The 21,955-nt window shown below is 40.4% G+C and carries 21 protein-coding genes; 16 read left to right on the top strand and 5 right to left on the bottom strand.

Annotated features, from left to right (window positions below):
* Nucleotides 1-670: 670 nt before the first annotated feature.
* From BMZ95_RS09095 to BMZ95_RS09085, 3 genes are all read right to left on the bottom strand, one after another.
* Nucleotides 671-1,660, bottom strand: coding sequence for a diacylglycerol/lipid kinase family protein (locus tag BMZ95_RS09095; protein WP_225354913.1), 990 nt, complete (start codon nucleotides 1,658-1,660; stop codon nucleotides 671-673).
* A gap of 126 nt (nucleotides 1,661-1,786) precedes the next feature.
* Nucleotides 1,787-3,463 carry a ribonuclease J1 gene (gene rnjA / locus BMZ95_RS09090; RefSeq protein ID WP_046922245.1) on the bottom strand — a complete coding sequence of 559 codons (1,677 nt, stop codon included), beginning with the start codon at nucleotides 3,461-3,463 and terminating at the stop codon, nucleotides 1,787-1,789.
* A 3-nt stretch (nucleotides 3,464-3,466) separates the two neighbouring features.
* Entirely contained in the window at nucleotides 3,467-3,679 is a 213-nt protein-coding gene (locus tag BMZ95_RS09085; protein WP_003694336.1) for a DNA-directed RNA polymerase subunit epsilon, read from the bottom strand.
* 216 nt (nucleotides 3,680-3,895) lie between these two features.
* On the opposite strand from BMZ95_RS09085, the gene BMZ95_RS09080 reads away from it, so the two are divergent.
* The gene (locus BMZ95_RS09080; protein WP_225357375.1) at nucleotides 3,896-4,381 is read left to right on the top strand and encodes a hypothetical protein; all 486 of its coding nucleotides are present in this window, start codon (nucleotides 3,896-3,898) and stop codon (nucleotides 4,379-4,381) included.
* A gap of 25 nt (nucleotides 4,382-4,406) precedes the next feature.
* On the opposite strand, the gene def is transcribed toward BMZ95_RS09080, so the two are convergent.
* Nucleotides 4,407-4,961 carry a peptide deformylase gene (gene def / locus BMZ95_RS09075; protein WP_014073701.1) on the bottom strand — a complete coding sequence of 185 codons (555 nt, stop codon included), beginning with the start codon at nucleotides 4,959-4,961 and terminating at the stop codon, nucleotides 4,407-4,409.
* Nucleotides 4,962-5,134: 173 nt separating this feature from the next.
* Here def and BMZ95_RS09070 point away from each other — a divergent pair, with 173 nt between their 5' ends.
* The 15 genes from BMZ95_RS09070 to holA all read left to right on the top strand — a co-directional run bounded on the left by BMZ95_RS09070 (nucleotide 5,135) and on the right by holA (nucleotide 21,757).
* The gene (locus tag BMZ95_RS09070; RefSeq protein ID WP_003694332.1) at nucleotides 5,135-5,425 is read left to right on the top strand and encodes a UPF0223 family protein; all 291 of its coding nucleotides are present in this window, start codon (nucleotides 5,135-5,137) and stop codon (nucleotides 5,423-5,425) included.
* Nucleotides 5,422-6,204: an inositol monophosphatase family protein gene (locus tag BMZ95_RS09065; protein ID WP_014073699.1), complete on the top strand. Its 783-nt coding sequence runs from the start codon at nucleotides 5,422-5,424 to the stop codon at nucleotides 6,202-6,204. Before BMZ95_RS09070 ends, BMZ95_RS09065 begins: the two co-directional genes overlap by 4 nt.
* Nucleotides 6,205-6,346: 142 nt before the next feature.
* Nucleotides 6,347-8,191, top strand: a complete 1,845-nt coding sequence (typA, locus tag BMZ95_RS09060) for a translational GTPase TypA (protein ID WP_014073698.1) — start codon at nucleotides 6,347-6,349, stop codon at nucleotides 8,189-8,191.
* A 279-nt stretch (nucleotides 8,192-8,470) separates the two neighbouring features.
* Nucleotides 8,471-8,761, top strand: coding sequence for a DUF1507 family protein (locus BMZ95_RS09055; RefSeq protein ID WP_046920867.1), 291 nt, complete (start codon nucleotides 8,471-8,473; stop codon nucleotides 8,759-8,761).
* The gene (locus BMZ95_RS09050; RefSeq protein WP_014073696.1) at nucleotides 8,758-9,966 is read left to right on the top strand and encodes an FtsW/RodA/SpoVE family cell cycle protein; all 1,209 of its coding nucleotides are present in this window, start codon (nucleotides 8,758-8,760) and stop codon (nucleotides 9,964-9,966) included. The genes BMZ95_RS09055 and BMZ95_RS09050 overlap by 4 nt, the downstream gene beginning before the upstream one ends.
* A gap of 37 nt (nucleotides 9,967-10,003) precedes the next feature.
* The gene (locus BMZ95_RS09045) at nucleotides 10,004-13,432 is read left to right on the top strand and encodes a pyruvate carboxylase (RefSeq protein WP_014073695.1); all 3,429 of its coding nucleotides are present in this window, start codon (nucleotides 10,004-10,006) and stop codon (nucleotides 13,430-13,432) included.
* Between the two features lie 16 nt (nucleotides 13,433-13,448).
* Entirely contained in the window at nucleotides 13,449-14,549 is a 1,101-nt protein-coding gene (locus BMZ95_RS09040; RefSeq protein ID WP_014073694.1) for a CAP-associated domain-containing protein, read from the top strand.
* Nucleotides 14,550-14,552: 3 nt separating this feature from the next.
* Nucleotides 14,553-14,870, top strand: coding sequence for a YlbG family protein (locus tag BMZ95_RS09035; protein ID WP_003694314.1), 318 nt, complete (start codon nucleotides 14,553-14,555; stop codon nucleotides 14,868-14,870).
* Nucleotides 14,867-15,457, top strand: a complete 591-nt coding sequence (gene rsmD / locus BMZ95_RS09030) for a 16S rRNA (guanine(966)-N(2))-methyltransferase RsmD (RefSeq protein WP_003694312.1) — start codon at nucleotides 14,867-14,869, stop codon at nucleotides 15,455-15,457. The genes BMZ95_RS09035 and rsmD overlap by 4 nt, the downstream gene beginning before the upstream one ends.
* Nucleotides 15,429-15,911, top strand: a complete 483-nt coding sequence (gene coaD / locus BMZ95_RS09025) for a pantetheine-phosphate adenylyltransferase (protein ID WP_014073692.1) — start codon at nucleotides 15,429-15,431, stop codon at nucleotides 15,909-15,911. The genes rsmD and coaD overlap by 29 nt, the downstream gene beginning before the upstream one ends.
* A 5-nt stretch (nucleotides 15,912-15,916) precedes the next feature.
* Entirely contained in the window at nucleotides 15,917-16,972 is a 1,056-nt protein-coding gene (locus tag BMZ95_RS09020; protein ID WP_046922244.1) for a SepM family pheromone-processing serine protease, read from the top strand.
* A gap of 56 nt (nucleotides 16,973-17,028) precedes the next feature.
* Complete coding sequence (locus BMZ95_RS09015) at nucleotides 17,029-17,781, top strand: helix-hairpin-helix domain-containing protein (RefSeq protein WP_014073690.1); 753 nt, start codon at nucleotides 17,029-17,031, stop codon at nucleotides 17,779-17,781.
* Nucleotides 17,782-17,867: 86 nt separating this feature from the next.
* A complete protein-coding gene (locus BMZ95_RS09010) occupies nucleotides 17,868-18,347 on the top strand; it encodes a ComE operon protein 2 (RefSeq protein ID WP_046922243.1) in 480 nt (159 codons plus the stop codon).
* 284 nt (nucleotides 18,348-18,631) lie between these two features.
* Nucleotides 18,632-20,629 (top strand): DNA internalization-related competence protein ComEC/Rec2, encoded by a 1,998-nt coding sequence (locus tag BMZ95_RS09005; RefSeq protein ID WP_225354914.1) that lies wholly within the window; start codon nucleotides 18,632-18,634, stop codon nucleotides 20,627-20,629.
* 99 nt (nucleotides 20,630-20,728) lie between these two features.
* Nucleotides 20,729-21,757, top strand: a complete 1,029-nt coding sequence (gene holA, locus BMZ95_RS09000) for a DNA polymerase III subunit delta (RefSeq protein ID WP_404802671.1) — start codon at nucleotides 20,729-20,731, stop codon at nucleotides 21,755-21,757.
* 111 nt (nucleotides 21,758-21,868) lie between these two features.
* Here holA and BMZ95_RS08995 read toward each other — a convergent pair whose 3' ends face one another.
* The gene (locus tag BMZ95_RS08995; protein WP_225357377.1) at nucleotides 21,869-21,955 is read right to left on the bottom strand and encodes an IS3 family transposase; all 87 of its coding nucleotides are present in this window, start codon (nucleotides 21,953-21,955) and stop codon (nucleotides 21,869-21,871) included.

The raw sequence follows: 21,955 nt of genomic DNA, 5'->3' as shown, positions 1-21,955 counted from the left end.
CCAATTTCATATTTAAACCTCCGATATACTTGATGTTTAAAGCATACCAAGACATCGGAGGTTTATGAAGAACGCTTATTTAACGACCGCTTACTTTTTTAATTTCCAATGAATAAAAACTATTTTTTCAAGCGGCAGTACTGTTCACCAATCTATCCAAGATCTCCCTCAAATTCATGGACAAAGTGCCTTTTTTGCTGATTTTTTTAATGTCAAGCGAATCTGTCCTTGATATTTTAACGCTTACATATTGCGATGTAGACAGGTATTATAAAAGAGCATCTATTAAAAACAATCATCATAAACCAATGCATAATTTTGGTTTACGAACTTTACGAGCATCTATGATTAGGGGGATTGAGCATGGGAGATTTATTTTCTAATATGTATATAATTGCTGTTGTAGGAGATATCTTATTTCCGGAAAAGGCAATGTCGTGGCCGGATGGGTTCTTCCGGTAATATCTCTTGCTGTTGTGACTTATTTGCAATTATTCGTATGGCTTACTAAAAGTCACGGATCTGATTTGCCGATCATCTACAGATCGGTCAATTACTTGGCTATGGTTGGTTTTAGTGCTTATTTTTTGTGCTCGAGGGCGATATAAAAATTCTCAAAAATAAAAAAGACGAACCGATTTTCTGATGATTGAAAGCCGGTTCGTCTTTCTTATCTCCTTTTTGCTGGAGAAACGCTGGAAATGTTCATCCAAAAAGGGTATTGTGATGTTTTGTAGAAGATGTCAAAGTATTCGTTTCCGATTTCTTCGCCATCGATTTGACCAAATTCAAGGGAATTGATGATAAGGTGAATCTGATCGCTCTTATAGTGGTGCAAATATGGCAGTTTTAATTGCTTTTTGAAGTAAATCGAAATTGCCAGAATAATAAACTTGAAGAAACCGAGATTATCAGCAATGAGCAGGTCAAGTTTATGATCATTGACGTTTGCGGTCGGAGATAAAACGATGCCGTTATCAAAGTAAGGATGATTGGCAACGTTGACGAATGCAACATGTTTGAAAAATTCGTATTTTTCACCGATTCTGATTGTTGCTGAGAAAGACTCTTGGTTGATTAGAGCTTCAAGCGCACTGACAATGTAAGCGAGAAATTTGAGATGAAATTTATTCAAGATTTTTTGCAAGCGCTTATGTTTATGTGCCTGCGTATTTAAACTGATTACAAATGCATCAAGGCCGATTCCGAAGTCATTAAAAAAGTAGCCGTGACTTTGGTGTGTTGTTTCCGTGTACTCGCCTATATCATAATAGACGGGTTCGGTTGCTGAAAGAATTTGCTCCAAAGCAGTCATCGGATTTGATGCAATGCCTATTCCTTGAGCAAAGCCGTTGTTTTCACCGATGGGAATGAAGGCAAGCGGAACGTGTTTATAAGGAGTCTCTTTGATTCCGTTGAGAACTTCGGTCAGAGTTCCGTCACCGCCAATGACGATAACAACGGTTTCATCAGCTTCTTCTTTGGTAAGATGAGAAACATATCGTTTGGTCAGAGACTTAGCGTTTCCAACCTGTTTTGTTTTACGGAAGATATATGAAATCTTTCGCGAATCAAGCCGCGTCCTGATATTTTGCCAAACATCGGCTTTTAAACCGTTAGAGGCTTGATTATTGACGATGATGAAAAATGTCTTCACCATTCTTTCCTCCATTCGAACGTTCTTCTAAAAATTTTATACCAAAAATGTAACTTATACAAGTTAACTTTATGCTAAGTTTATCAAGAAACAAAAGAAGGAGCCAAAAAGTTAGGCTCCTCCAATATTTTAAACGGTAACGAGCATCGGGATAATCAAAGGATGCCGCTCTGTCTGCTCAAATAAGAATGACTGCAAATCAGATACGATGGCATCTTTGAGCATAGTCTCTGAAATTTTCTCATTCTTCAAGGTTCGTTTGATTGAACGGAAAACTTGTTTACGACCTTTGTTGATCAATTCGCCTGATTCACGCATATAGATGAAACCGCGTGACAATAAATCCGGTCCCGACAATACCTCGCGATTCTTCATGTCAATCGTGGCAACAACGACAACAAGTCCTTCTTCAGACAGAATTCGGCGATCTCTCAAAACAACGTTGCCGATGTCCCCGATGCCGGAACCGTCGATATAGACATCATCAGCATTGAAGTGACCGGCAATTCTGGCTGAATCATGCGTCAAAGCCAAGACATCGCCATTTTCAAGAATATAGCAGTTCTCCTTTGGAACGTCGCAATTTTGTGCCAGGCGCGTATGAATTTTAAGCATGCGATATTCGCCATGAACCGGCATGAAGAATTTGGGTTTCATCAAGCGAAGCATCAGCTTTTGTTCTTCTTGTCCGCCGTGTCCTGATGCGTGAATATTGTTCACTTTGCCGTGGATAACGGTTGCGCCGGCTTCTTCAAGCTCATTGATAACCTTGTTGACGCTAAGCGTGTTTCCCGGGATCGGTGAACTTGAGAAGACAACCGTATCCCCCGGCTGGATTGAAACCTGTCTGTGAGTACCATTTGCAATGCGACTCAACGCAGCCATCGGTTCACCTTGGGAGCCGGTGCAAAGAATCATGACCTTGTTTGCCGGAAGGCTGTTGATTTCCCTTGCATCAACAATCGCATCTTCCGGAATATTAAGGTAGCCGAGTTCGCGACCGTTGACGATTGCCGCCTCCATGCTTCTTCCGAAGACGGCAATTTTACGACCCTTGTTGACGGCAGCGTCAGCGGCCTGTTGTATACGTGAGATGTTTGATGCAAAAGTTGCAAAAATGATTCGACCTTCGACTTTTTCGAAGATGCGTTTAATTGATTTTCCGACCCAACGTTCTGATTTTGTAAAATTGGGAATTTCAGCGTTAGTACTATCGGAAAGCAGACACAAAACGCCTTCTTCGCCCAATTTCGCCATCTTCTGCAGGTTAGGCGGCTGATTTGTAATCGGTGTCAAATCGAATTTATAGTCGCCTGTGCAAACAATTGTTCCTGAAGGGGTCTTGATTGCTGCTCCCAAAGTGTCCGGAATAGAGTGAGTCGTTCTGAAAAACGAAACGCTTGTCTTCCGGAATCTCAAAACAGTATCTTCGTTTATTTCGTGAAGCTCCGTTGTTTTAAGCAATCCGTGTTCTTCAAGCTTGCTTTTGATCAATGCAAGCGCAAGCGGACCAGCGTAGACAGGAACGTTAACTTGTTGAAGTAAGTAGGGGATACCGCCGATATGATCTTCGTGACCATGGGTGATAACCAAAGCTTTAATTTTTTGCTGGTTTGCAACTAAATATTGATAATTTGGAATGACGTAGTCGATACCCAAAAGATCGTCTTCGGGAAATTTGATGCCAGCATCAACAACGATTATTTCGTCCTGAAATTGAATGCCATAGGTGTTTTTCCCGATTTCTCCAAGGCCGCCGAGTGCAAAAACGGCAGTCTCATTATTTTTGACATTGAGTTTTTTCATTTATTAAAACTCCGTTATTTTGTAGTTGGGGCTGTTCTTTTCGTATTCCAAGGCAGCTTCGTCAAGTTGTTCAATGAATTCAACGTTATGATCCGTATTCGACTCAACGAGAATTCGCGCCTCTGGTTCAGAAGCAGCTTCAAGATACAATACTTCCGTGTTTTCGCGACGAGGATTGATCCGTTTTGTTGGTTGATAATATACTTTAAAAATCATTGTAAATCTCCTTAGTGGTTAAATATTTGCCAAAAGGCATTGCAAAAAATCAGCTTTCCGAACATTGATTGTTTTTCAACAGTTACCACTATTCTACCATATTTTAATTCTTAAGTATACAAAGCAATCTTCTAAGAAGGAAATGTCAGCTATATTGTCAGCTATATGCTGAAAAGATCAAGAAGAATGAGGTATAATTATCGTGGAAGGAAAGTGATGATGATGATTGCGATTATCGGCTTGTGCCTATTGATTTTTGCAATCGTATTCGCTGTTTTTAGAATCAGAAGAAACAAAGCGCTTACGATTATGCAAAATGCCAGTCTTGAGATTACCAATCAAGCATTCAAAGAAACAATCGCGATGATTTGCGTCCCTGAATTTGACGGTAAAAATGCAAAGGAGACCCATAAAGCGGAAATGATTTCCGATATTTGGGGAAAAGGCGTCATGGCCTTTGAATACTCCCTTGACGCTCCTAAGGTCAAGACAAATGAACTTGACGCAATAAGAAACAAGCTGGCTGAGGCATTGAATGAGTATGCTGAAAGAAACAAACTTAAGGGGCTGAACGGACTTCCGTGCTTCGTGGTTTCTGATATTTGGACTTTTGCAGGGGTTCTTCATATTGATATTTCACATGTCATCAATCAAGCAACGGTTGATTATTTGCACGACATTACGAAAAGTGAAAAAGACTGAAACTTCTGTTCCAGTCTGAAAATTTTTAAAGCAAGACCAAATCGTTCGGCTTAAAGAACGGGTTTTCTTGATTGATATGGTCATAAAACATGATGCCGTTTAAATGATCTATTTCGTGTTGGACAACGATTGCAGTATAATCGCGCAGACGTTCGACATGCTCATTTCCGTCAAGGTCATACCAACGAAGTTTGATTCTTTCATGACGAGGAACATATCCAGGAACTTCACGATCAACGGAAAGGCAGCCTTCTCCTTCCGAAAGTGCTGCCATCTGAACGGATTCGCTCAAAATGGTCGGATTTACCAAAACATGCTTAAAAAACGGCGGTTTTCCTTCTTCGTCCGGAACCAAAACAGCGGTCATTCTCTTTGATGCGTCAACTTGCGGAGCCGCAAGTCCGACTCCAGCGCGAAGCTTGTATTTTTTTGCGATTTTTTCGTCTTGGCTGTTTTCGAGAAATTCCATCAGATCATGAGCCAATTTCAAATCTTCATCAGATAACGGGAAAGCAATTTTTTCCGCACGCGCACGCAACGTAGGGTGGCCTTCGCGGATAATATCATCCATTGTTAGCAAAATTAATCCCTCCAATTTATTTTCTACATTACAGTTTAGCACATTTTCAATTTAGATTTCATTTTTTTGCAGCGTTTTTTTCTGGACATGATGTGTTATAATGTACTGATTATATTCTTAAGGATAAATGAGACGTATCTTGTTGGATCCTTGCTGAAAAGGTGGTGAACTGAATGAATCAAGAGAAGGGAAGCTTCAGCTATCCGTTAATGCCGGAATGGTCAACGCAAGAAATCATTGACGTTTCAGCGTTTTACGAAGCGGTTGAAAAACTCAATACGGTCGGAATCAAGCGAGCAGATTTTATGAAGCTTTACGGAAGATTCTGCGAAATCGAGCCTTCAAAAGCGGCTCAAAAGCAGCTTGATTCACGGTATGAAAAAGAATCGGGCTTTTCAATCTATCGTTCCGTCCGATTCGTGCTTGAAAATGATAAAGAAAATTTAAAATATAAACGGAGGTGATCTTATTGCAGTGGGAAAAAATCAATGTCTGCGTTCAAAAATGGATGAAGCAAGCGCGCAAAATAATTTTAGAGGGTCGTACTAAGGAACTTTGCGTTGAAGAAAAAACAAGTCGGTGCGATTTGGTCACCAATGTCGATAAGTTCATTGAAAAATTTTACGTCGATCGTATCAGAGAAACGTTTCCGAATTCTAAGATACTGGGTGAAGAAGGGGAGGCCGACAAAGATCTTGATAATTTTAAAGGACTGCTTTGGATAATCGATCCGATCGACGGGACAATGAATTTCGTCAAGCAGCACGATCATTTTGCAAGCATGATTGCCGTTTGTGAAAACGGTATTGAAAAACTCGGATATATTCTAGACGTGACAGAGGACAAACTTTACTGGGGAGGACCCGAATGCGGTGTATTTTGCAATGATCAAAAGGTGGAACCTCCGAAAAATCTTCCTTTGGAGGAGGGATTGTTCGGAGTGGGCGGCAAAATGTTGCTGAGCAATTACCGCAACGTTCAAAGCGCTGCGAAAAAAAGTCTTGGCGTTAGAATTTATGGCAGTTCAGGGATTGAATTTATTCATGTTTTGACCGGAAAGAACGTTTCATATCTCTCGCATTTGCGCCCGTGGGACTATGCTGCCGGAAAAATATTGGCGGAGACGCTGGGTTTAGTTGTGAAAACGATTGACGAGGAGTCACTTGATATGCTATCATCAAGTGATGTATTAGTAGCGACGAAAAATGCACATCAGGGTATTATCAAATTGATGAATAGTTGATTTGGAGCTGTGGCAGTGAGTCACAGTTTTTGTATGCCACGTTATGAAAATGTTTTTCTTTTTTCTTGAATAAAATGAAAACGGAACAGGTGGTTTCCTGAAGACATTTTTTGAGCATACCGTTTGAAAGGAAGAAAAAACTTTGGAAACACGTGATGATATTCGCAACGTTGCGATTATTGCCCATGTCGATCATGGTAAGACAACGTTAGTCAATGAATTGTTGAAACAGTCCGATACTTTGGATTCACACACGGAAATTAGCGATCGTGCAATGGATTCTAACGATATTGAAAAGGAACGCGGTATCACGATCCTTTCCAAAAATACTGCTGTCAAGTATAAGGGAAAACAAATCAACATTTTGGATACGCCCGGTCACGCCGATTTTGGCGGTGAAGTAGAACGTATCATGAAGATGGTTGATGGCGTTTTGCTTATCGTTGATGCTTTTGAAGGTACCATGCCTCAAACGCGTTTTGTTTTGAAGAAAGCTTTGGAACAACATTTGACACCAATCGTTATCATTAACAAAATCGATCGTCCCGGTGCTCGTCCTGAAGAAGTCGTTGATGAAGTTCTGGATCTGTTCATTGAATTGGGTGCTGATGAAGATCAGCTTGATTTCCCTGTTATCTATGCATCTGCCATGAACGGAACGACCTCGTTTGATCCTGATCCGGCTAAGCAGGAACACACGATGGATCCGATTTTTAATACAATCTTGGATACGATTCCTGCACCGGTCGACAATTCTGATGAACCATTGCAATTCCAAGTGGCAATGCTTGATTACAATGAGTTTGTAGGTCGTATCGGCATCGGCCGCGTTTTCCGCGGCAGAATCAAGGTCGGCGATCAGGTTACGGTTATGAAGCTTGACGGAACACAAAAGAATTTCCGTGTAACCAAGCTGTTTGGTTTCTTTGGACTGCAACGTTTGGAAATCCAAGAAGCAAAAGCTGGGGACTTGATTGCCGTTTCCGGAATGGATGATATTTTTGTCGGGGAAACGGTTTGCCCTGTAGATCATCCTGAAGCATTACCGCTTCTGAGGATTGATCCGCCTACTCTTCAAATGACGTTTATGACGAATGATTCCCCATTTGTTGGACGTGAGGGCGATTCCGTTACGGCTCGCAAGCTTGAAGATCGCTTGAAAGTTCAGCTTCATACCGACGTTTCGCTGCGTGTTGAAGATACCGATTCTCCTGACGCATGGACCGTTTCGGGTCGTGGTGAACTGCATTTGTCGATTTTGATTGAAATGCTTCGTCGTGAAGGTTTTGAATTGGCAGTGTCTCGTCCTAAGGTTATTTATCGTGAGATTGATGGAAAGCTTTGCGAACCGTTCGAAAGCGTCATTATCGATACGCCTGATGAATATTCTGGTTCCGTCATCGATTCGATGGCACAACGCAAAGGCGAAATGCTTAATATGGAACCTAGCCAAAATGGCACGACGCGTTTGGAATTCTCAACACCGACGCGTGGTTTGATCGGATATGATTCACAATTCCTGTCAATGACTCGCGGGTATGGTATTTTGAATCATACTTTTTCCGAATACAAGCCGGTTATTCGCAATTGGGAACCGGGTCGTCGCAATGGTGCGCTCGTTTCAATCAACCAAGGCAAAGCAACCACTTATGCTATCATGGGTGTTGAAGGTCGCGGAACGATTTTTGTTGATCCGGGTACGGAAGTTTATGAAGGAATGATCGTTGGTCAATCTTCTCGTGAACGCGATATTTCCGTTAACGTTACGAAAGGCAAGAACATGACAAATGTTCGTTCTTCAAATAAGGATCAAACTGCTACGATTAAGAAACCGACTCATTTAACTTTGGAAGAGTCGCTTGAGTTCTTGAATGAAGACGAACTTTTGGAAATTACTCCGGAATCCATTCGTCTTCGCAAACGTATCCTTGAGACAAATGCGCGTGAAAAGGCTGCAAAGAAAGCAGCACGTCAGACACAAGAATAAAAAAACAAGATGTTTCGTCTTGCCAAGTCTCGCTGTTCGTTGATCAGCGAGACTTTTTCTATTTCTAAAACACTGGATCGGCTTTGGCAAAATGAAACGGATTTGTAATTTTGCATACTGATTAAACTTGCTTTTTATTATTTAAACAAGGATAATTAAAACGGGATGGATTTTTTGTTTAAAATGGCTTGATTGATTTGATAAAATATCAAATAACTTGTTTGAGAATAACATATCAAGGCTCATTTATGATATAATTCGGATATAGGAGGAAATATAATGAGTGAAACTGTTTCAAAACAGAAAGCACTGGAAAATCTCCAAAAAGATGCTGATAATATTCGGTATTTGCTTAAAAAGCAACGCAGTTTTTTATGTTTGACGGAATGCCCGGCATTTGAAGAAGTTGCTGACACAAGAATCTATGGTTTCACTTGTGAGGTGCATTTTGCGGTCTCATGCGGTTTTTTGACGCTTGCAGACGGAAAGAAAATGATTCGCGAACTTGAAGACGACTTGGATGATATTCGTGATGAGGCGTTTAGAGGTCAAGAAGGTCGGAATGAATGATGAAATTTAGTTCTCGTTTAAAAAGAGCCTTTGTAAATTGTGATTGTTTGATTGTGATCCCCACCATCGTCTTGTGCATAATCGGGGTTTTGATGGTCTATTCTGCAAGTTCGACCAATTTGGCATATTCAAACGCAAGCACCACTTCGTATTTTAAGCGCCAGGTCATCTTTGACTTTGTAGGACTGCTGATAATGTTTGGAATTTTGGTACTCAGGGAAAATGGATTGAAGAAGTTAGGGACCAATTTGTTGAAATTTATCACGATTTTTTTGCTGATATATGTTTTGTTTTTCACGGCTCCGGTCAATGGCGCCAGAGCATGGATCAGCTTAGGAATAGTCAGCGTTCAGCCTTCAGAGGTTTGCAAATTTATGATGGTTTTGTGGCTTTCAAGGGAACTGAATAAAAGACACAGAAGTAAAAAGATAGGCAATAAGTTTTATCTTTCTTCCGTCATTGTCACGCTGCTTGTCATTGGAATGCTGATTATTTTTGAACCTGATTTTGGCGGATTTTGCATCAATTTTTCAATTGTGCTCGTCTTGTTTGCAGTGTCTTTTCTTTGTTCTGGAAAAAAAGGAAAGGTTAACAACATCTTGTTTTTCGTTTTTTCCTCTTTAATTGTAATGATGGGGTTGTTTTTGCTTAAGGCGGACAGCGTTGTTTCATGGATGAAAGAAAACATTCATTCTTACGCGATTCAAAGATTCATAGGCTATCAGGATCCGTTTGGGCATGTTGCGACTTCAGGCAAACAGTTGGTCAATTCGTACGTTGCCATCAGCAATGGCGGAATTTTCGGGCTAGGAATCGGCAATGGCATTCAAAAAAGAGGCTATCTGCCCGAGTCCTATACTGATTTTGTCCTTTCGGTGACAGCTGAAGAGCTTGGTTTTATCGGGGTTCTGGTTATTCTGATAGCCCTGGCAACTTTGATTATCCGAATCATTGTCATCGGCGCAAAAGAAAATGAATTGTATTACAGACTGATTTGCTACGGAACGGCAACGTTATTTTTTACTCAGTCATTTTTAAATATTGGAGCCGTCTGCGGGTTAGTACCAATCACGGGGGTGACGTTGCCGTTTGTTTCATATGGCGGATCCAGCGTATGGATTCTTTCTGCTTGCTTGGGTTTTGTGCTGATGATATCAGCAAAGCAAAAAGATCGAAGGAGACAGAAAGATTTAGAAGTTATGTAAATTATTTAATTTAAATTTTTTGAAAGTGGTGTTATCGATGAAGAAAATCTTGATTGCTAACCGTGGAGAAATTGCGATTCGCATTATCCGCGCGTGTCATGAACTCCATCTCAAAACAGTTGCAATCTATGCAAAAGAAGATGAGTATGGTGTTCATCGTTTTAGAGCCGATGAAGCTTATTTGGTCGGTGCCGGCAAAAAACCGATTGATGCCTATCTTGATATGGATGACATCATCAGAATTGCCAAGATGACCGGGGCTGATGCCATTCATCCCGGTTACGGTTTCTTGTCTGAAAATGAAGAGTTTGCACAAAAATGTGAAGATGCAGGCATTATATTTATCGGGCCAACGGTTAGGCAGCTCCAAATGTTCGGCGACAAGGTTGAGGCAAAAGAAGTTGCTCATGCTGCAGGGCTTGAAACCATTCCGGGCACTGAAAATCCGGTAAAATCATTGGAAGAAGTTCAGAATTTTGCGCATAAATACGGCTATCCTATTATGGTCAAAGCCGCAATGGGCGGCGGTGGTCGTGGCATGCGCGTCGTCAACAGCGATGATGAATTGCCTGATGCATACAATCGGGCACGTTCGGAAGCAAAGCAGTCGTTTGGCGATGACGAGCTTTACGTTGAAAAATATCTCGAAAATCCGAAGCATATTGAAGTCCAAATCTTGGGTGACAAGCATGGCAATGTTTTGCATTTGTTTGAACGAGATTGTTCAGTTCAAAGGCGCCATCAAAAGGTTATCGAATTTGCACCAAGCATTGTTCTTTCTGATGACCGACGCAAAGAAATTTGTGATGCTGCAGTTCGTTTGGCAAAGAGCATTCATTATCAAAATGCAGGAACGGTCGAATTTTTGGTTACGGATGATGCGTTTTATTTCATCGAAGTCAATCCGCGGATTCAGGTTGAGCATACGATTACTGAAATGATTACCGAAATCGATTTGGTACAGTCTCAGATTTTGGTTGCGGCGGGGAAGGATTTGTTCAAAGACCTTCATTTGCCGAAGCAAGAAGACATGGAGTATCGAGGTTGTGCCATTCAATGTCGCATAACTACTGAAGATTCGGAAAACAACTTTATGCCGGATACCGGCAAGATTGAAACATATCGTTCACCAGGCGGGTTCGGAGTTCGTCTCGACGGTGGGAATGCCTATGCTGGTGCCGTTATCACTCCTTATTTCGATTCGTTGCTGGTCAAGGTTTGCGTTCAGGCAAAAACCTTTGGAGAAGCCGTCGATAAGATGGATCGCGTCCTTGGCGAATTCAGAATCAGGGGCGTCAAAACAAATATCGAATTTATGCGCAATGTTATCAACAATCCTGTCTTTAGAGCCGGGGCAGCACATACTACTTTTATCGACAATACGCCGGAACTGTTCAAAATCAAGAAGAGCAACAACACGAACAATCAATTGCTTAAATATATCGGTGAAGTCACGGTCAATGGTTTCCCAGGCGTAACGCGGCATGATAAGCTTTTTGTTCCGGATATCAAATTTGTAGATAAGCTCAACATTGAAGAAGGTGTCGTGAATGCCAAATCTGTTTTTGATGCGGAAGGCGCAGAGGCTGCAATGCAGTGGGTCAAGGATCAAAATCGGGTTCTCCTGACCGATACTTCGATGCGTGATGCTCATCAAAGCCTGTTTGCCACAAGAATGAGGACTAAAGACATGGCTCCCGTAATTGATGTTTACGACAAAGCGTTCCCGCACGTCTTTTCTGCAGAATGTTGGGGCGGTGCGACGTTTGACGTTGCATATCGTTTCTTGAACGAAGATCCTTGGGAACGTTTGAAATTGATGCGCAAAAAGATGCCGCATACGTTGTTGCAAATGCTTTTGCGCGGTTCTAACGCAGTCGGCTACAAAAATTATCCTGACAACGTTCTTAAGGCTTTTATCGAAAAAAGTGCAGAAGATGGCATCGATGTTTTCCGCGTTTTTGACAGCCTGAATTGGGTCGAACAGATGGAAAATCCGCTCAAGTACGTCCGGGATGCCGGAAAGATTGCCGAAGGAACGATGTGCTATACCGGTGACGTTTTGAGCAAAGAAGAGACAAAATATACGCTTGATTACTATAAGCATTTGGCAAAACAGCTTGTTGATTGCGGTTCTCATATTATCGGCATCAAAGATATGGCGGGACTTCTCAAACCAAAGGCGGCTTTCGAGCTTGTTTCTGCCTTGAAAGAGGAAGTTGACGTTCCTATTCATTTGCACACTCACGATACGACCGGCAACGGCATACCGACATACATTGCTGCAACAAAGGCTGGCGTAGACGTCGTTGACGTTGCGGCAAGCGCTCTTTCGGGAACAACGAGTCAGCCAAGCATGGGGAGCCTGTATTATGCATTGGAGGGCGATGTTCGCCAACCGCAGCTTGACATGGAAAATCTTGAAAAGGTCAATAAATATTGGGCCGGGATCAAGCCGTTTTATCAAGATTTCATGAACGGAATCAACGCTCCTCAGCCGGATATTTATCAAACAGAAATGCCTGGCGGTCAATACTCGAATCTGAAACAACAGGCTTTGGCTCTCGGAATCGAGGATTTTGATCTTGTTAAGGCAAAATATCGCGAAGTGAACAAACTTTTAGGCGATATTGTCAAGGTTACGCCTAGTTCAAAAGTTGTCGGTGATTGTGCAATCTTCATGATTCAAAACAATCTTGATAAGAATAATATTCTTGAACGCGGCAAGGTTCTTGACTTTCCTGCTTCCGTCGTGAACTTTTTTGCTGGCGGATTAGGCCAACCATACGGTGGTTTCCCTAAGAAACTGCAAGAGGTTGTTTTGAAAGGCAAGAAGCCGATTACGGTTCGCCCGGGAAGTTTGGCAGAGCCTGTCGATTTTAAGGCCGTTAAGTCTGAGCTGGAACAAAAGATCAGACGCGAAGCAAGTGAAGAAGAAGTCTTGAGTTATGTTTTGTACCCGGATGTTTTCTTGACCTATAACCAAAATTCTGAAAAATTTGGTTCGATGCATTCGTTGGCAACGACAGTCTTTTATCAAGGGATGCGTCAGGGCGAGACGATCCATGTCGATTTTGCACCAGGACGTTCAGTAATCATTCGGCTTGATTCGATTTCTGATGCTGACGAAGACGGAAATCGCGTTGTCTTCTTTTCGCTTAATGGGCAAAATTTGCGGATTATCGTGCACGATAAGAGCAAGAAGGCAAAAGTCAAGGCGATTCCGAAGGCAGAGCCGACGAATTCCAATCACATCGGCGCAACGCTCAGCGGGTCTGTAACGGAGGTTCTTGTTGAGAAGAATCAAGTTGTCAAAAAAGGCGAGCCTTTGATTGTCACGGAAGCCATGAAAATGGAAACTACGATCAAGGCGCCGCATGATGGCAAAGTCACTCATATTTATGTCAAAGCTGGAGATCTTTTGCAAAGTCAGGATCTTTTGATGGAACTGGAACCAGTAAAATAAGCAGAAGGTTTTGCGGATGAAAAGGCTTCTTTTGAGATTTATGCTTGTTTTTTCGGCAGTTTTAATGATTAGTTATGCCGCAGCTCTGTTTGATTCATCAGACGGAGGACATGAAAAAACTGAGCGATCAAGAATCAGAAACTTGACGTCTCCAAAGATTCAATCGCTTCATACAGAGGGTTTGGCACGCTATATCGGCGTGTCAAATTCTTATTTTAAGGATAAATTCGGAGAACCGGACGAAAAAATTGATTCAATTGAAGGTGTTGAGTGGTGGAATTATGATGTTAATCAAAATGATTATTTGAGGGTCGGAATCGATAAATATACAAAAAAAGTCTGCGACATTATTGAATTAAGTGCTAAGCTAGGGCAACAGCTCAGCGTTGGGATGAGCATGGAGCAGGTTTTGAAGAAGACAACGCTTTATGCTAACTTTGCATTTGACGTTAACGAACAAACGGCACAAATTGAACTTTCAGAATATGATTTAAATAATCATCCTTTGGTATCGTTTGATAATGGCAGTTATGCAATTCTTGATTTCACGCCGAGAAAAAAGAAGGTCATCTATGCGATTCATTATCTTGACAAAAATGAGCTTCTGAGAGGAAAATATTACAGGGTTCTTTCAAAAACGCCGTTACCGTCGAGATATGTCAGCAAAATTAACTGGGAAAAACATGATGGTGATTTCAGCAAAGATCTGATCAGTCAGTTGAACGTCAAACGATTGCAAGAAGGAAACGTTCCGGTAGAGTATGATTACAATGCCGAATGTGTGGCACTGGATTTGATGAATAGTCTTGAAGCTAATCCCAGAAAGTATCTAAGCAAAAAAGAATTTGAAGAATATCGGCTGATTAGAGCGGAAACTTTTGAAAATACACGGATATTTTATCGTGTTCCCAAAAATATTTCGAAAGACCTTATGAAGGATGCGGATGTTTCTAGCGATTATCGTGTGTACATTGCGGGTCCAATCTTGACAAATACGTTATTTTATACTGATAATAATTTATACGAAAATATTTGGAAAACTTTAAGCGACTCAAAGACGGAAAAAATCAGCGTGGTTTTCAGAAAAACTTTGGTTGTTATTGTGGTCGAGAATTAGGAAGTGATTATTTTGGAATTTGAAATCAAGAGTCGTCAAGGCGTCTTTGTCTATCTTTATCACCTCAAACAAAGCAAACAGCTTCGCAGATTCGGTACGATCAGCTATGTTTCTCGCAGAATGAAGTATGTCGTTTTGTATATGGATTCGGCAGACGTTTCGGAAAATGTTAAAAAAATTGAGAAACTTCGCTTTGTCAAAGGCGTTGAATTGTCAGAGCGCCCAAATTTGAGAACGGAGTACGAAAGCAATCTCGATTCTGGATTCAAACAGACTGAGGAAGATTGCGAAAAAAATAACGAAGCAGGTAGAATCGTATGAGAGTTGTAGCAGGTGAATTTGGTGGCAGACGTTTGAAAGCCGTACCCGGGATGAAGACTCGCCCGACAACGGATAAAGTTAAAGAATCAATGTTCAATATTATTGGGCCATATTTAAATGGAGGAAACGTTTTAGATTTGTTTGGCGGAAGCGGAGGTTTGAGCATTGAAGCAGTATCACGCGGAGCTGATTCCGCAACGCTGATTGATCGACAGTATCAGGCAATCAAAACGATTAATGAAAATATTGAAGTAACCAAGTCAAAAGAAAAGTTTCGTATAATTAAGGGCGATACGAATAAGGTTATTTTTAAGCTTGCAAAAGAATCAAAGCGTTTTGACTATGTTTTTTTGGATCCGCCATATAAAAAACAAGAAATAGTCAAGCTCTTGGGTGAAATTTTTGAATTAAGGCTTTTGAATAAAGGTGCTTTGATAATTTGTGAAACGGATCAAGAGGCAAATCTTCCCGAAGAACTCACGGGGTATGAATTTATCAAAAAATCAGATTATGGGATTACCGAATTAACATTTTATCGTTATCTCGGAGGTGAACAGCATGAAGGTCATATTTCCGGGAACGTTTGATCCTTTGACGAACGGCCATCTTGATTTGATCGTGCGTTCAAGCAAAATGTTTGATGAAGTCATTGTCTTGCTTGCTGAAAATACAAGCAAAAAAACGTTGTTTTCTTTTGAGGAACGGAAATTGCTGATTGAAGATGAAATCAAAGCTTTGGGAAATGTTTCAGTCATATCATCACCCCATGAGTTGACGGTTGATGCTGCGCGAAGACTGGGAGCTTGCGGGATTGTTCGCGGAGTCAGAAATGCTGTCGATTTTGAGTATGAAAAATCGATTGCGTCGATGAATCGTCACCTGGCACCTGAGATTGAAACGATTCTTTTGACGACGGATGAAAAATATGGTTTCGTTTCGTCAAGCATGATTAAAGAAGTCGCTGGATTCGGAGGAGACCTGTGCGGTTTAGTTCCGGAAAAAACTGCGTTGGCATTGAAAAATAAGCTGAAAGAGGTTTAATCGCAATGGCAAAGAACAAGAAGATAAGAACCAAAATCATGCTGATTTTTGCAGCAATTGTTTTATTGCAGGCATTCTTGTTTATGCCCGTTCCATATTATCTTGAAATGCCAGGATCTGCTGAAAGCATTTCTGACTATATTAAAATTGACGGTAAAAAAGACAAGCAAAAGGGAAAATACATGCTGGTCTATGTTTCAATATGTCAGGCATCCCCGGCAAGTTTTTTAGCAAGTTTTTTCATGCCCTTTACGGATCGTCTTTCAAAATCAGAATTGCTTGGCGACTCAAATGCAAAAGAGTACGACATGGTTCAGCAATATTATATGGATGATGCGGTTAACGAAGCACAATATGTTGCTTTGAAAAAAGCAGGCAAACAGGTATCAAGAAAATACGTCGGAATGTATGTCATGTCGGTTGCAAAAAATTCTAATTTCAAGAACAAATTACAAATCGGAGACGTTGTGACCGCTATAGACGGAAAACATTATAACAGTTCGCAAGAATTTATCAAGTTGATTTCAAAATATAGAAGCGGAAAAGAAATCACCGTGACTTACCTTCATAACGGAAAGCCTAAGCAGGCAAAGGGGCAAACAATTATGTTAGACAGCGTTCATCGAGCAGGAATCGGGATTACGTTAGCTGACAGGACTGAGGTTTCGTCACCAATCAAGGTTTCTGCCGATATGGAGGGAATCGGAGGCCCATCGGCAGGTTTGATGATGACTCTAGCGATATATCAGCAGGTGACGGGATTGAATTTACGACAAGGGCAAAAAATAGCAGGAACTGGGACAATGAATTCTGACGGAAGCGTCGGCGATATCGGTGGAATTGATAAAAAGGTCGTTTCCAGCTCAAAAGCGGGAGCAAAAATTTTCTTTGCGCCAAATAACCCTGTTTCCAAGGCTGAAAAAGAGTATGATAAAAACGCAAAGACAAATTATCAAGAAGCCGTTTCCGCTGCTAAAAAAATCAAGACTAAAATGAAAATCGTTCCTGTAAGAACTTTTGATGATGCCGTAAGATATCTTGAAAAAAATAAAATTAATTAGAAATTAAAGAAAAAAATTCCATCTTTTTGCGCCCTTAATAATAGGGAGGTGACAAGATGGATTTTTTTGAGCAGTTGAAAGATTTTTTGGAAGAACACAAAAAATTAATGGTGGCTTTGGCTGTTTTGGCAACTATTGGAGGAAGTCTGCTGATTCCTGATCTTTGTTCATTGCTAAGCAATCAGACGAAATTTTCAATGGACAGCCAGTCAAAGAGTGCTTTGAGCAGTTTTTCCGCAAACTGGTCAAGTGCTTCGACTATTTCAGCAACAAATTCGGTAAATTCTGATTATATCTATGTTGACGTTAAAGGAGCAATCAAGCATCCTGGTGTATATAAAGTTCCGAACGGAAAAAGAGTGGGGGACGTTTTGAGCCTCGCCGGCGGACCGCTTGAAGGAGCCGATACGACTCAAATCAATTTCGCGCATAAGCTTGAAGATCAGATGGTAATCTATATTCCCAAATTCGGAGAAAGTTCTCCGATTGAAAATATGGTCGGAGTTTCTGGTTCTGATGGCAAAAGCAATCAAAATGAAGCGAATTCCGCAGCTGAAAAGATATCTTCTGCTCAGACGCAAACTGATTCGACAAGCCAAGATCAAGGCGGAAATGATGGTAAAATTAATCTCAATACTGCAAGCAAGGAGCAATTGATGCAATTGACGGGCATCGGAGATAAAAAAGCTGACGAAATCATTGCGTATCGTCAGCAGAACGGAAACTTTAAAACAATTGATGATTTGAAAAACGTTTCAGGCATCGGAGATAAAACATTCGAAAAAATTTCATCACAAATAACGGTTTAAGGACGTGCAATCTCAAAAAGATTACTTTCTTTTTGGTTGCTTTGATATAATGAATAGTAAGATTAATGATAGATGAGGTGTAGAAAATGGCACAAGAGAGGATTTCATGGAATCAATATTTTATGTTGCAGGCAATTTTGCTTTCTTTGCGGAGCACGTGCACCAGATTGGCAGTGGGAGCAATTTTGGTTCGCGACAATCGTATCATAGCAGGCGGTTATAATGGATCCGTGTCAGGGGACGTTCATTGTCTTGATGAAGGATGCTACGTAGTTGGCGGTCATTGCGTAAGAACAATTCATGCTGAAATGAATGCAGTTTTGCAGTGTGCTAAATTTGGCATCGGAACTGACGGAGCTGTTATTTACGTAACTGATTTTCCGTGTCTTCAGTGTACGAAGATGCTCCTTCAGGCAGGGATAAAAAAAATCTACTATCTGCGTAATTATCACAATGACCCTTATGCGGTTAAGTTATTAAAATTGAAGAATGTTGAAATTGAACAAGTTGAAGTTGATCTAGAAAACCTTGATGCAGTTTTGAGAAGAATTGAATCGGATGAATAAGAACGGAAATTAAAAGTTTTTTCATCGCTTTGTGTCTGGCTGTGACAAGTTTTGCGATTGCTGGAGAAAACCGGATTTGGTGGGTTGTCTTAGCTCTTTTAATCATAAGGATCATCGTACTTGGAAACAAGCGGACTTTGTTGTTATGTCTTTTGAGCTGTTTTATTTTTGCCTTCAGGTTTGAGCAATGGCAACGTAATTATCACGAAGTCATCAAAACCTGTCAGGTGAATTCAGCCCAACATTTTTTGATTTATGCAGATAAAATAGCGGTTGACGGAAACATGATGAAGTGTGATGCTTTTTGGATTGAAAAGCGTGAAAAATTAAAATTGACTGCATTTTTAAAAAATAAGGAACAGCAAAAAGAGCTTAAGTCAATTGATGATTCTTTTACGATTGAATGTCAAGCCGATATTTCTCCTGTCAATCAGCCAACGAACGAAAACGAATTTGACTATCGAAAGTATTGTCAATCACAAAACATCTTCTTATCTGCTTTCATCAAGGATTGGGGCAGCGTGCAAAGGGTTGAAAACTTCCAATCTTTTGGACCGGTTTTGTTTTTGCACGATTTCAGAAAAAAATGTGCGCTTTCTTTTCAGAAACTGCCCGAACCGCTTGATTGGTATGCGATGATTTTGTTGTTGGGAATGCGAACCGATGATTTGTCAGACGTTTATTCATCAATCAAAAAGTTGGGACTGCTGTATATTTTTTGTCTATCAGGGATGCATGTTTTTTATCTGTCAAACTTTTTGTGTAGATTCGTTCAAAAGTTTGGTATCGACTATGAAACGGGACAGTTGTTAAATCTGATCGTGCTACCGTGTTTTATCTTTGTCGGAGGAGGGTCTCCCAGTCTTATCAGAGCAGTCATGATGAATGTTCTGGTGATTGGTTGTAATCGATTATTGAAGATTAAATTGACATCGTTAACCGCATGGTCATTTGTTCTTTTAATCAATCTGATGTCATGCCCCAAACTTCTGCTGAGTTTTGGAACTCAGTTGAGCTATTTGTTAACGCTCGCAATCATTTTGCGGCAAGATGAAAATCAGATAGCGGCGAGTTTGAAAATCAATCTTCTCAGTCTGCCGATAATTTTGTATCAGACGTATCAATGGAATCTTTTTACATGTTTGTTTTCATTGATGATTTTGCCGCTTTTTGAGTGCATGATTTTGCCTGCGACTGTTTTGGGCGTCATTATCCCCGGTCATTTTTTATCGAGACCGTGTGCTTTGATTCTCAGAACGATTTCGAATTTTTTGCAATTTTTGTCTAGGCTTCCAGGAAATATCGTATTCGGGAAACCTTCTTTGACATTCGTTTTAATAGTGCTGTTTTTAGCTGTGATGACTGAAACTCAAAAAAACGGACTGAAACTGTGGATTGTAATGTTTACGTGCTATTGTGCGATGTTTTTGGCAATCCATTTTCCGCCTTCATCTGAGATTGTGTATTTTGATATCGGCCAAGGAGACTGTACTTTAATCAGAAGTCAGTTTAATAGAGAAGTCATCATGATTGATACTGGCGGAAAAGTCAGCTTTAATACTCAGAAGTGGCAAAAGCGAAAGGGACGCACGAATGGAGAAACGATTGTAGCCAACTACTTGTTAAGCAAAGGAATCAAAAAGATTGACCGTCTTTATCTGACTCACCAGGATGCTGACCATGTTGCTAATTTTCCTAGCATAAGCCAGACTATCGAAATCAAACAGGTAATTGTTCCTAAAGGGATGGAAAATCTTGAAAGTTTCAAAAAAAGACTTGAAGAATCGACAATTGATCTTGAAAACGTTATTGGCGTTACGACTCAAGATGATGGCGTTGATAATGATTTAAGATTGCTTCATCCGTTTGAAAGCGGTCAAGGGACCAATGACGATTCGTTGGTTTTGTGGTACGATTTTAACGGTATTAAGTGTATTTTCACGGGCGATTTGCCTCAAGTAGGGGAAAAAGAAGTTATCACAAAGTATCCGGAAATAAATGCAGACATCTTAAAAACAGGGCATCACGGAAGCAAGACTTCAACGTCACCAGAGTTTGTCAGGAAAATGAACCCTGGGATTGCGATAATTTCATGTGGTAGGAATAATCGTTACGGCCATCCAAATCAGGAAACGTTGGAAACGCTAAACAATAACGGAGTTCCATATTTATCAACCGCAAATTGCGGAATGATCAAACTAAGGAAAAGTTTTGGGGAGATGCCGTATATATGTGTGTACGGTGATGGTACAGCAAGTCGACTTAACTTGCCGTTAAGGTAGCCTTTGCGACACAATTCAAAAAAATAAAGATTGCAAGAACTAACGCGGCAGATAATCAAGCAAGGATATTTCGCCAAAAACAATAAAGGAAGTGATAAATTGTCAACAGTTGCAGAAGTTATGAATCAAATTAAAAATGATAAGATAGGTTCAATCTACCTTATTTTAGGCAAAGAAAGATACTGTTCAGAGGAGATTAAGAATGCTTTGCTTGGAAAACTTTCTCCTCAGGAAAAAGAATTTAATTCAAGCATTTACGATATGGAAGAAACCCCCTTGGCATCTGCATTGAACGATGCGATGTCGGTGCCCTTTTTTGGAGATCGAAGAATCGTCATCGTCAATAATCCGTATTTTTTAACCGGAGAAAAAAAGAAGAACAAAGTTGAGCATGATATTGACGGATTATTGAAGTATTTGGAATATCCGCTTGAAACAACGACTCTTGTGTTTATTGCTCCTTATGAAAAACTTGATGAACGCAAAAAAGTCGTCAAAACATTGAAAAAAGTCGCAGATGTGGTTGAAAATCAACCATTGAAGGAAATACAAGTACGCCAAATAATCAATCAACGTCTTAAGAAAAATGGTTTGTCAATTGAGCCAAAAGCTTTTGATACTTTGATGGAACGTACTAATGCAGAGATATCATTGGCAATGAACGAGCTTGATAAGCTGATTCTTCTTTGCAAGGATGAACAAGTTATCTCAGAAGCTGAAGCAGATCGAATGATTTCAAGGAGTCTGGAGCAAAATGTTTTCGACTTGGTTTCGCTTGTTTTGAGTAGGAATACTCAAAAGTCGATTGAGATGTATCACGATTTGCTGCTTTCAAAAGAAGAACCGATTGCGATCAATGCGATTTTAATTGGGCAGTTCAGACTGCTTTTGCAAGTTTCCATATTAAAAAGGCATGGTTTCTCTCAAGGAAGTATTACAACTTCTTTAAAAATCCATCCTTATCGTGTCAAATTGGCTTTGAGAACCGTCCAAAGATTTCAACAGGAAGATTTAAAAAATGCATACCTTGGTTTGGTAAAGGTTGAAAAACGCCTTAAGTCGACGGATCAAGATCCTGAATTGTTGTTTCAGCTTTTCATGCTCCAATTTTGCCAGCATGCAGCTTGATAAAAATAAATCGGATACAATTGTGAAAAGACTGGAAAAAACTATGCTTCAAATTAAAAAAGCCGGATTACATTTTGAAGTGCAATAAAAAAGTTAGACAAAATTAAACAATTAAGCTGTCATGGCATGATTTCGGTATTCTACCGGAGTCATGCCTTTTGTTTTTAAAGAAACCCGTTCGTAATTAAAGAAATGGAT

It is taken from the genome of Ligilactobacillus ruminis DSM 20403 = NBRC 102161 (assembly GCF_900113455.1).
Taxonomy (GTDB): Bacteria; Bacillota; Bacilli; order Lactobacillales; family Lactobacillaceae; genus Ligilactobacillus; species Ligilactobacillus ruminis.
This window is presented reverse-complemented; position numbering and strand designations above follow the sequence as displayed.

What these genes read in the sequence shown, in the direction of transcription:
- BMZ95_RS09020 (WP_046922244.1), top strand. Translation starts at nt 15,917, where the DNA reads ATGGCAAAGAACAAGAAGATAAGAACCAAAATCATGCTGATTTTTGCA.
- BMZ95_RS09015 (WP_014073690.1), top strand. Translation starts at nt 17,029, where the DNA reads ATGGATTTTTTTGAGCAGTTGAAAGATTTTTTGGAAGAACACAAAAAA.
- BMZ95_RS09055 (WP_046920867.1), top strand. Translation starts at nt 8,471, where the DNA reads ATGAGTGAAACTGTTTCAAAACAGAAAGCACTGGAAAATCTCCAAAAA.
- BMZ95_RS09045 (WP_014073695.1), top strand. Translation starts at nt 10,004, where the DNA reads ATGAAGAAAATCTTGATTGCTAACCGTGGAGAAATTGCGATTCGCATT.
- BMZ95_RS09010 (WP_046922243.1), top strand. Translation starts at nt 17,868, where the DNA reads ATGGCACAAGAGAGGATTTCATGGAATCAATATTTTATGTTGCAGGCA.
- BMZ95_RS09080 (WP_225357375.1), top strand. Translation starts at nt 3,896, where the DNA reads ATGATGATGATTGCGATTATCGGCTTGTGCCTATTGATTTTTGCAATC.
- BMZ95_RS09085 (WP_003694336.1), bottom strand. Translation starts at nt 3,679, where the DNA reads ATGATTTTTAAAGTATATTATCAACCAACAAAACGGATCAATCCTCGT.
- BMZ95_RS09050 (WP_014073696.1), top strand. Translation starts at nt 8,758, where the DNA reads ATGATGAAATTTAGTTCTCGTTTAAAAAGAGCCTTTGTAAATTGTGAT.
- rnjA (WP_046922245.1), bottom strand. Translation starts at nt 3,463, where the DNA reads ATGAAAAAACTCAATGTCAAAAATAATGAGACTGCCGTTTTTGCACTC.
- coaD (WP_014073692.1), top strand. Translation starts at nt 15,429, where the DNA reads ATGAAGGTCATATTTCCGGGAACGTTTGATCCTTTGACGAACGGCCAT.
- BMZ95_RS09070 (WP_003694332.1), top strand. Translation starts at nt 5,135, where the DNA reads ATGAATCAAGAGAAGGGAAGCTTCAGCTATCCGTTAATGCCGGAATGG.
- rsmD (WP_003694312.1), top strand. Translation starts at nt 14,867, where the DNA reads ATGAGAGTTGTAGCAGGTGAATTTGGTGGCAGACGTTTGAAAGCCGTA.
- BMZ95_RS09095 (WP_225354913.1), bottom strand. Translation starts at nt 1,660, where the DNA reads ATGGTGAAGACATTTTTCATCATCGTCAATAATCAAGCCTCTAACGGT.
- BMZ95_RS09040 (WP_014073694.1), top strand. Translation starts at nt 13,449, where the DNA reads ATGAAAAGGCTTCTTTTGAGATTTATGCTTGTTTTTTCGGCAGTTTTA.
- BMZ95_RS09005 (WP_225354914.1), top strand. Translation starts at nt 18,632, where the DNA reads ATGATGAAGTGTGATGCTTTTTGGATTGAAAAGCGTGAAAAATTAAAA.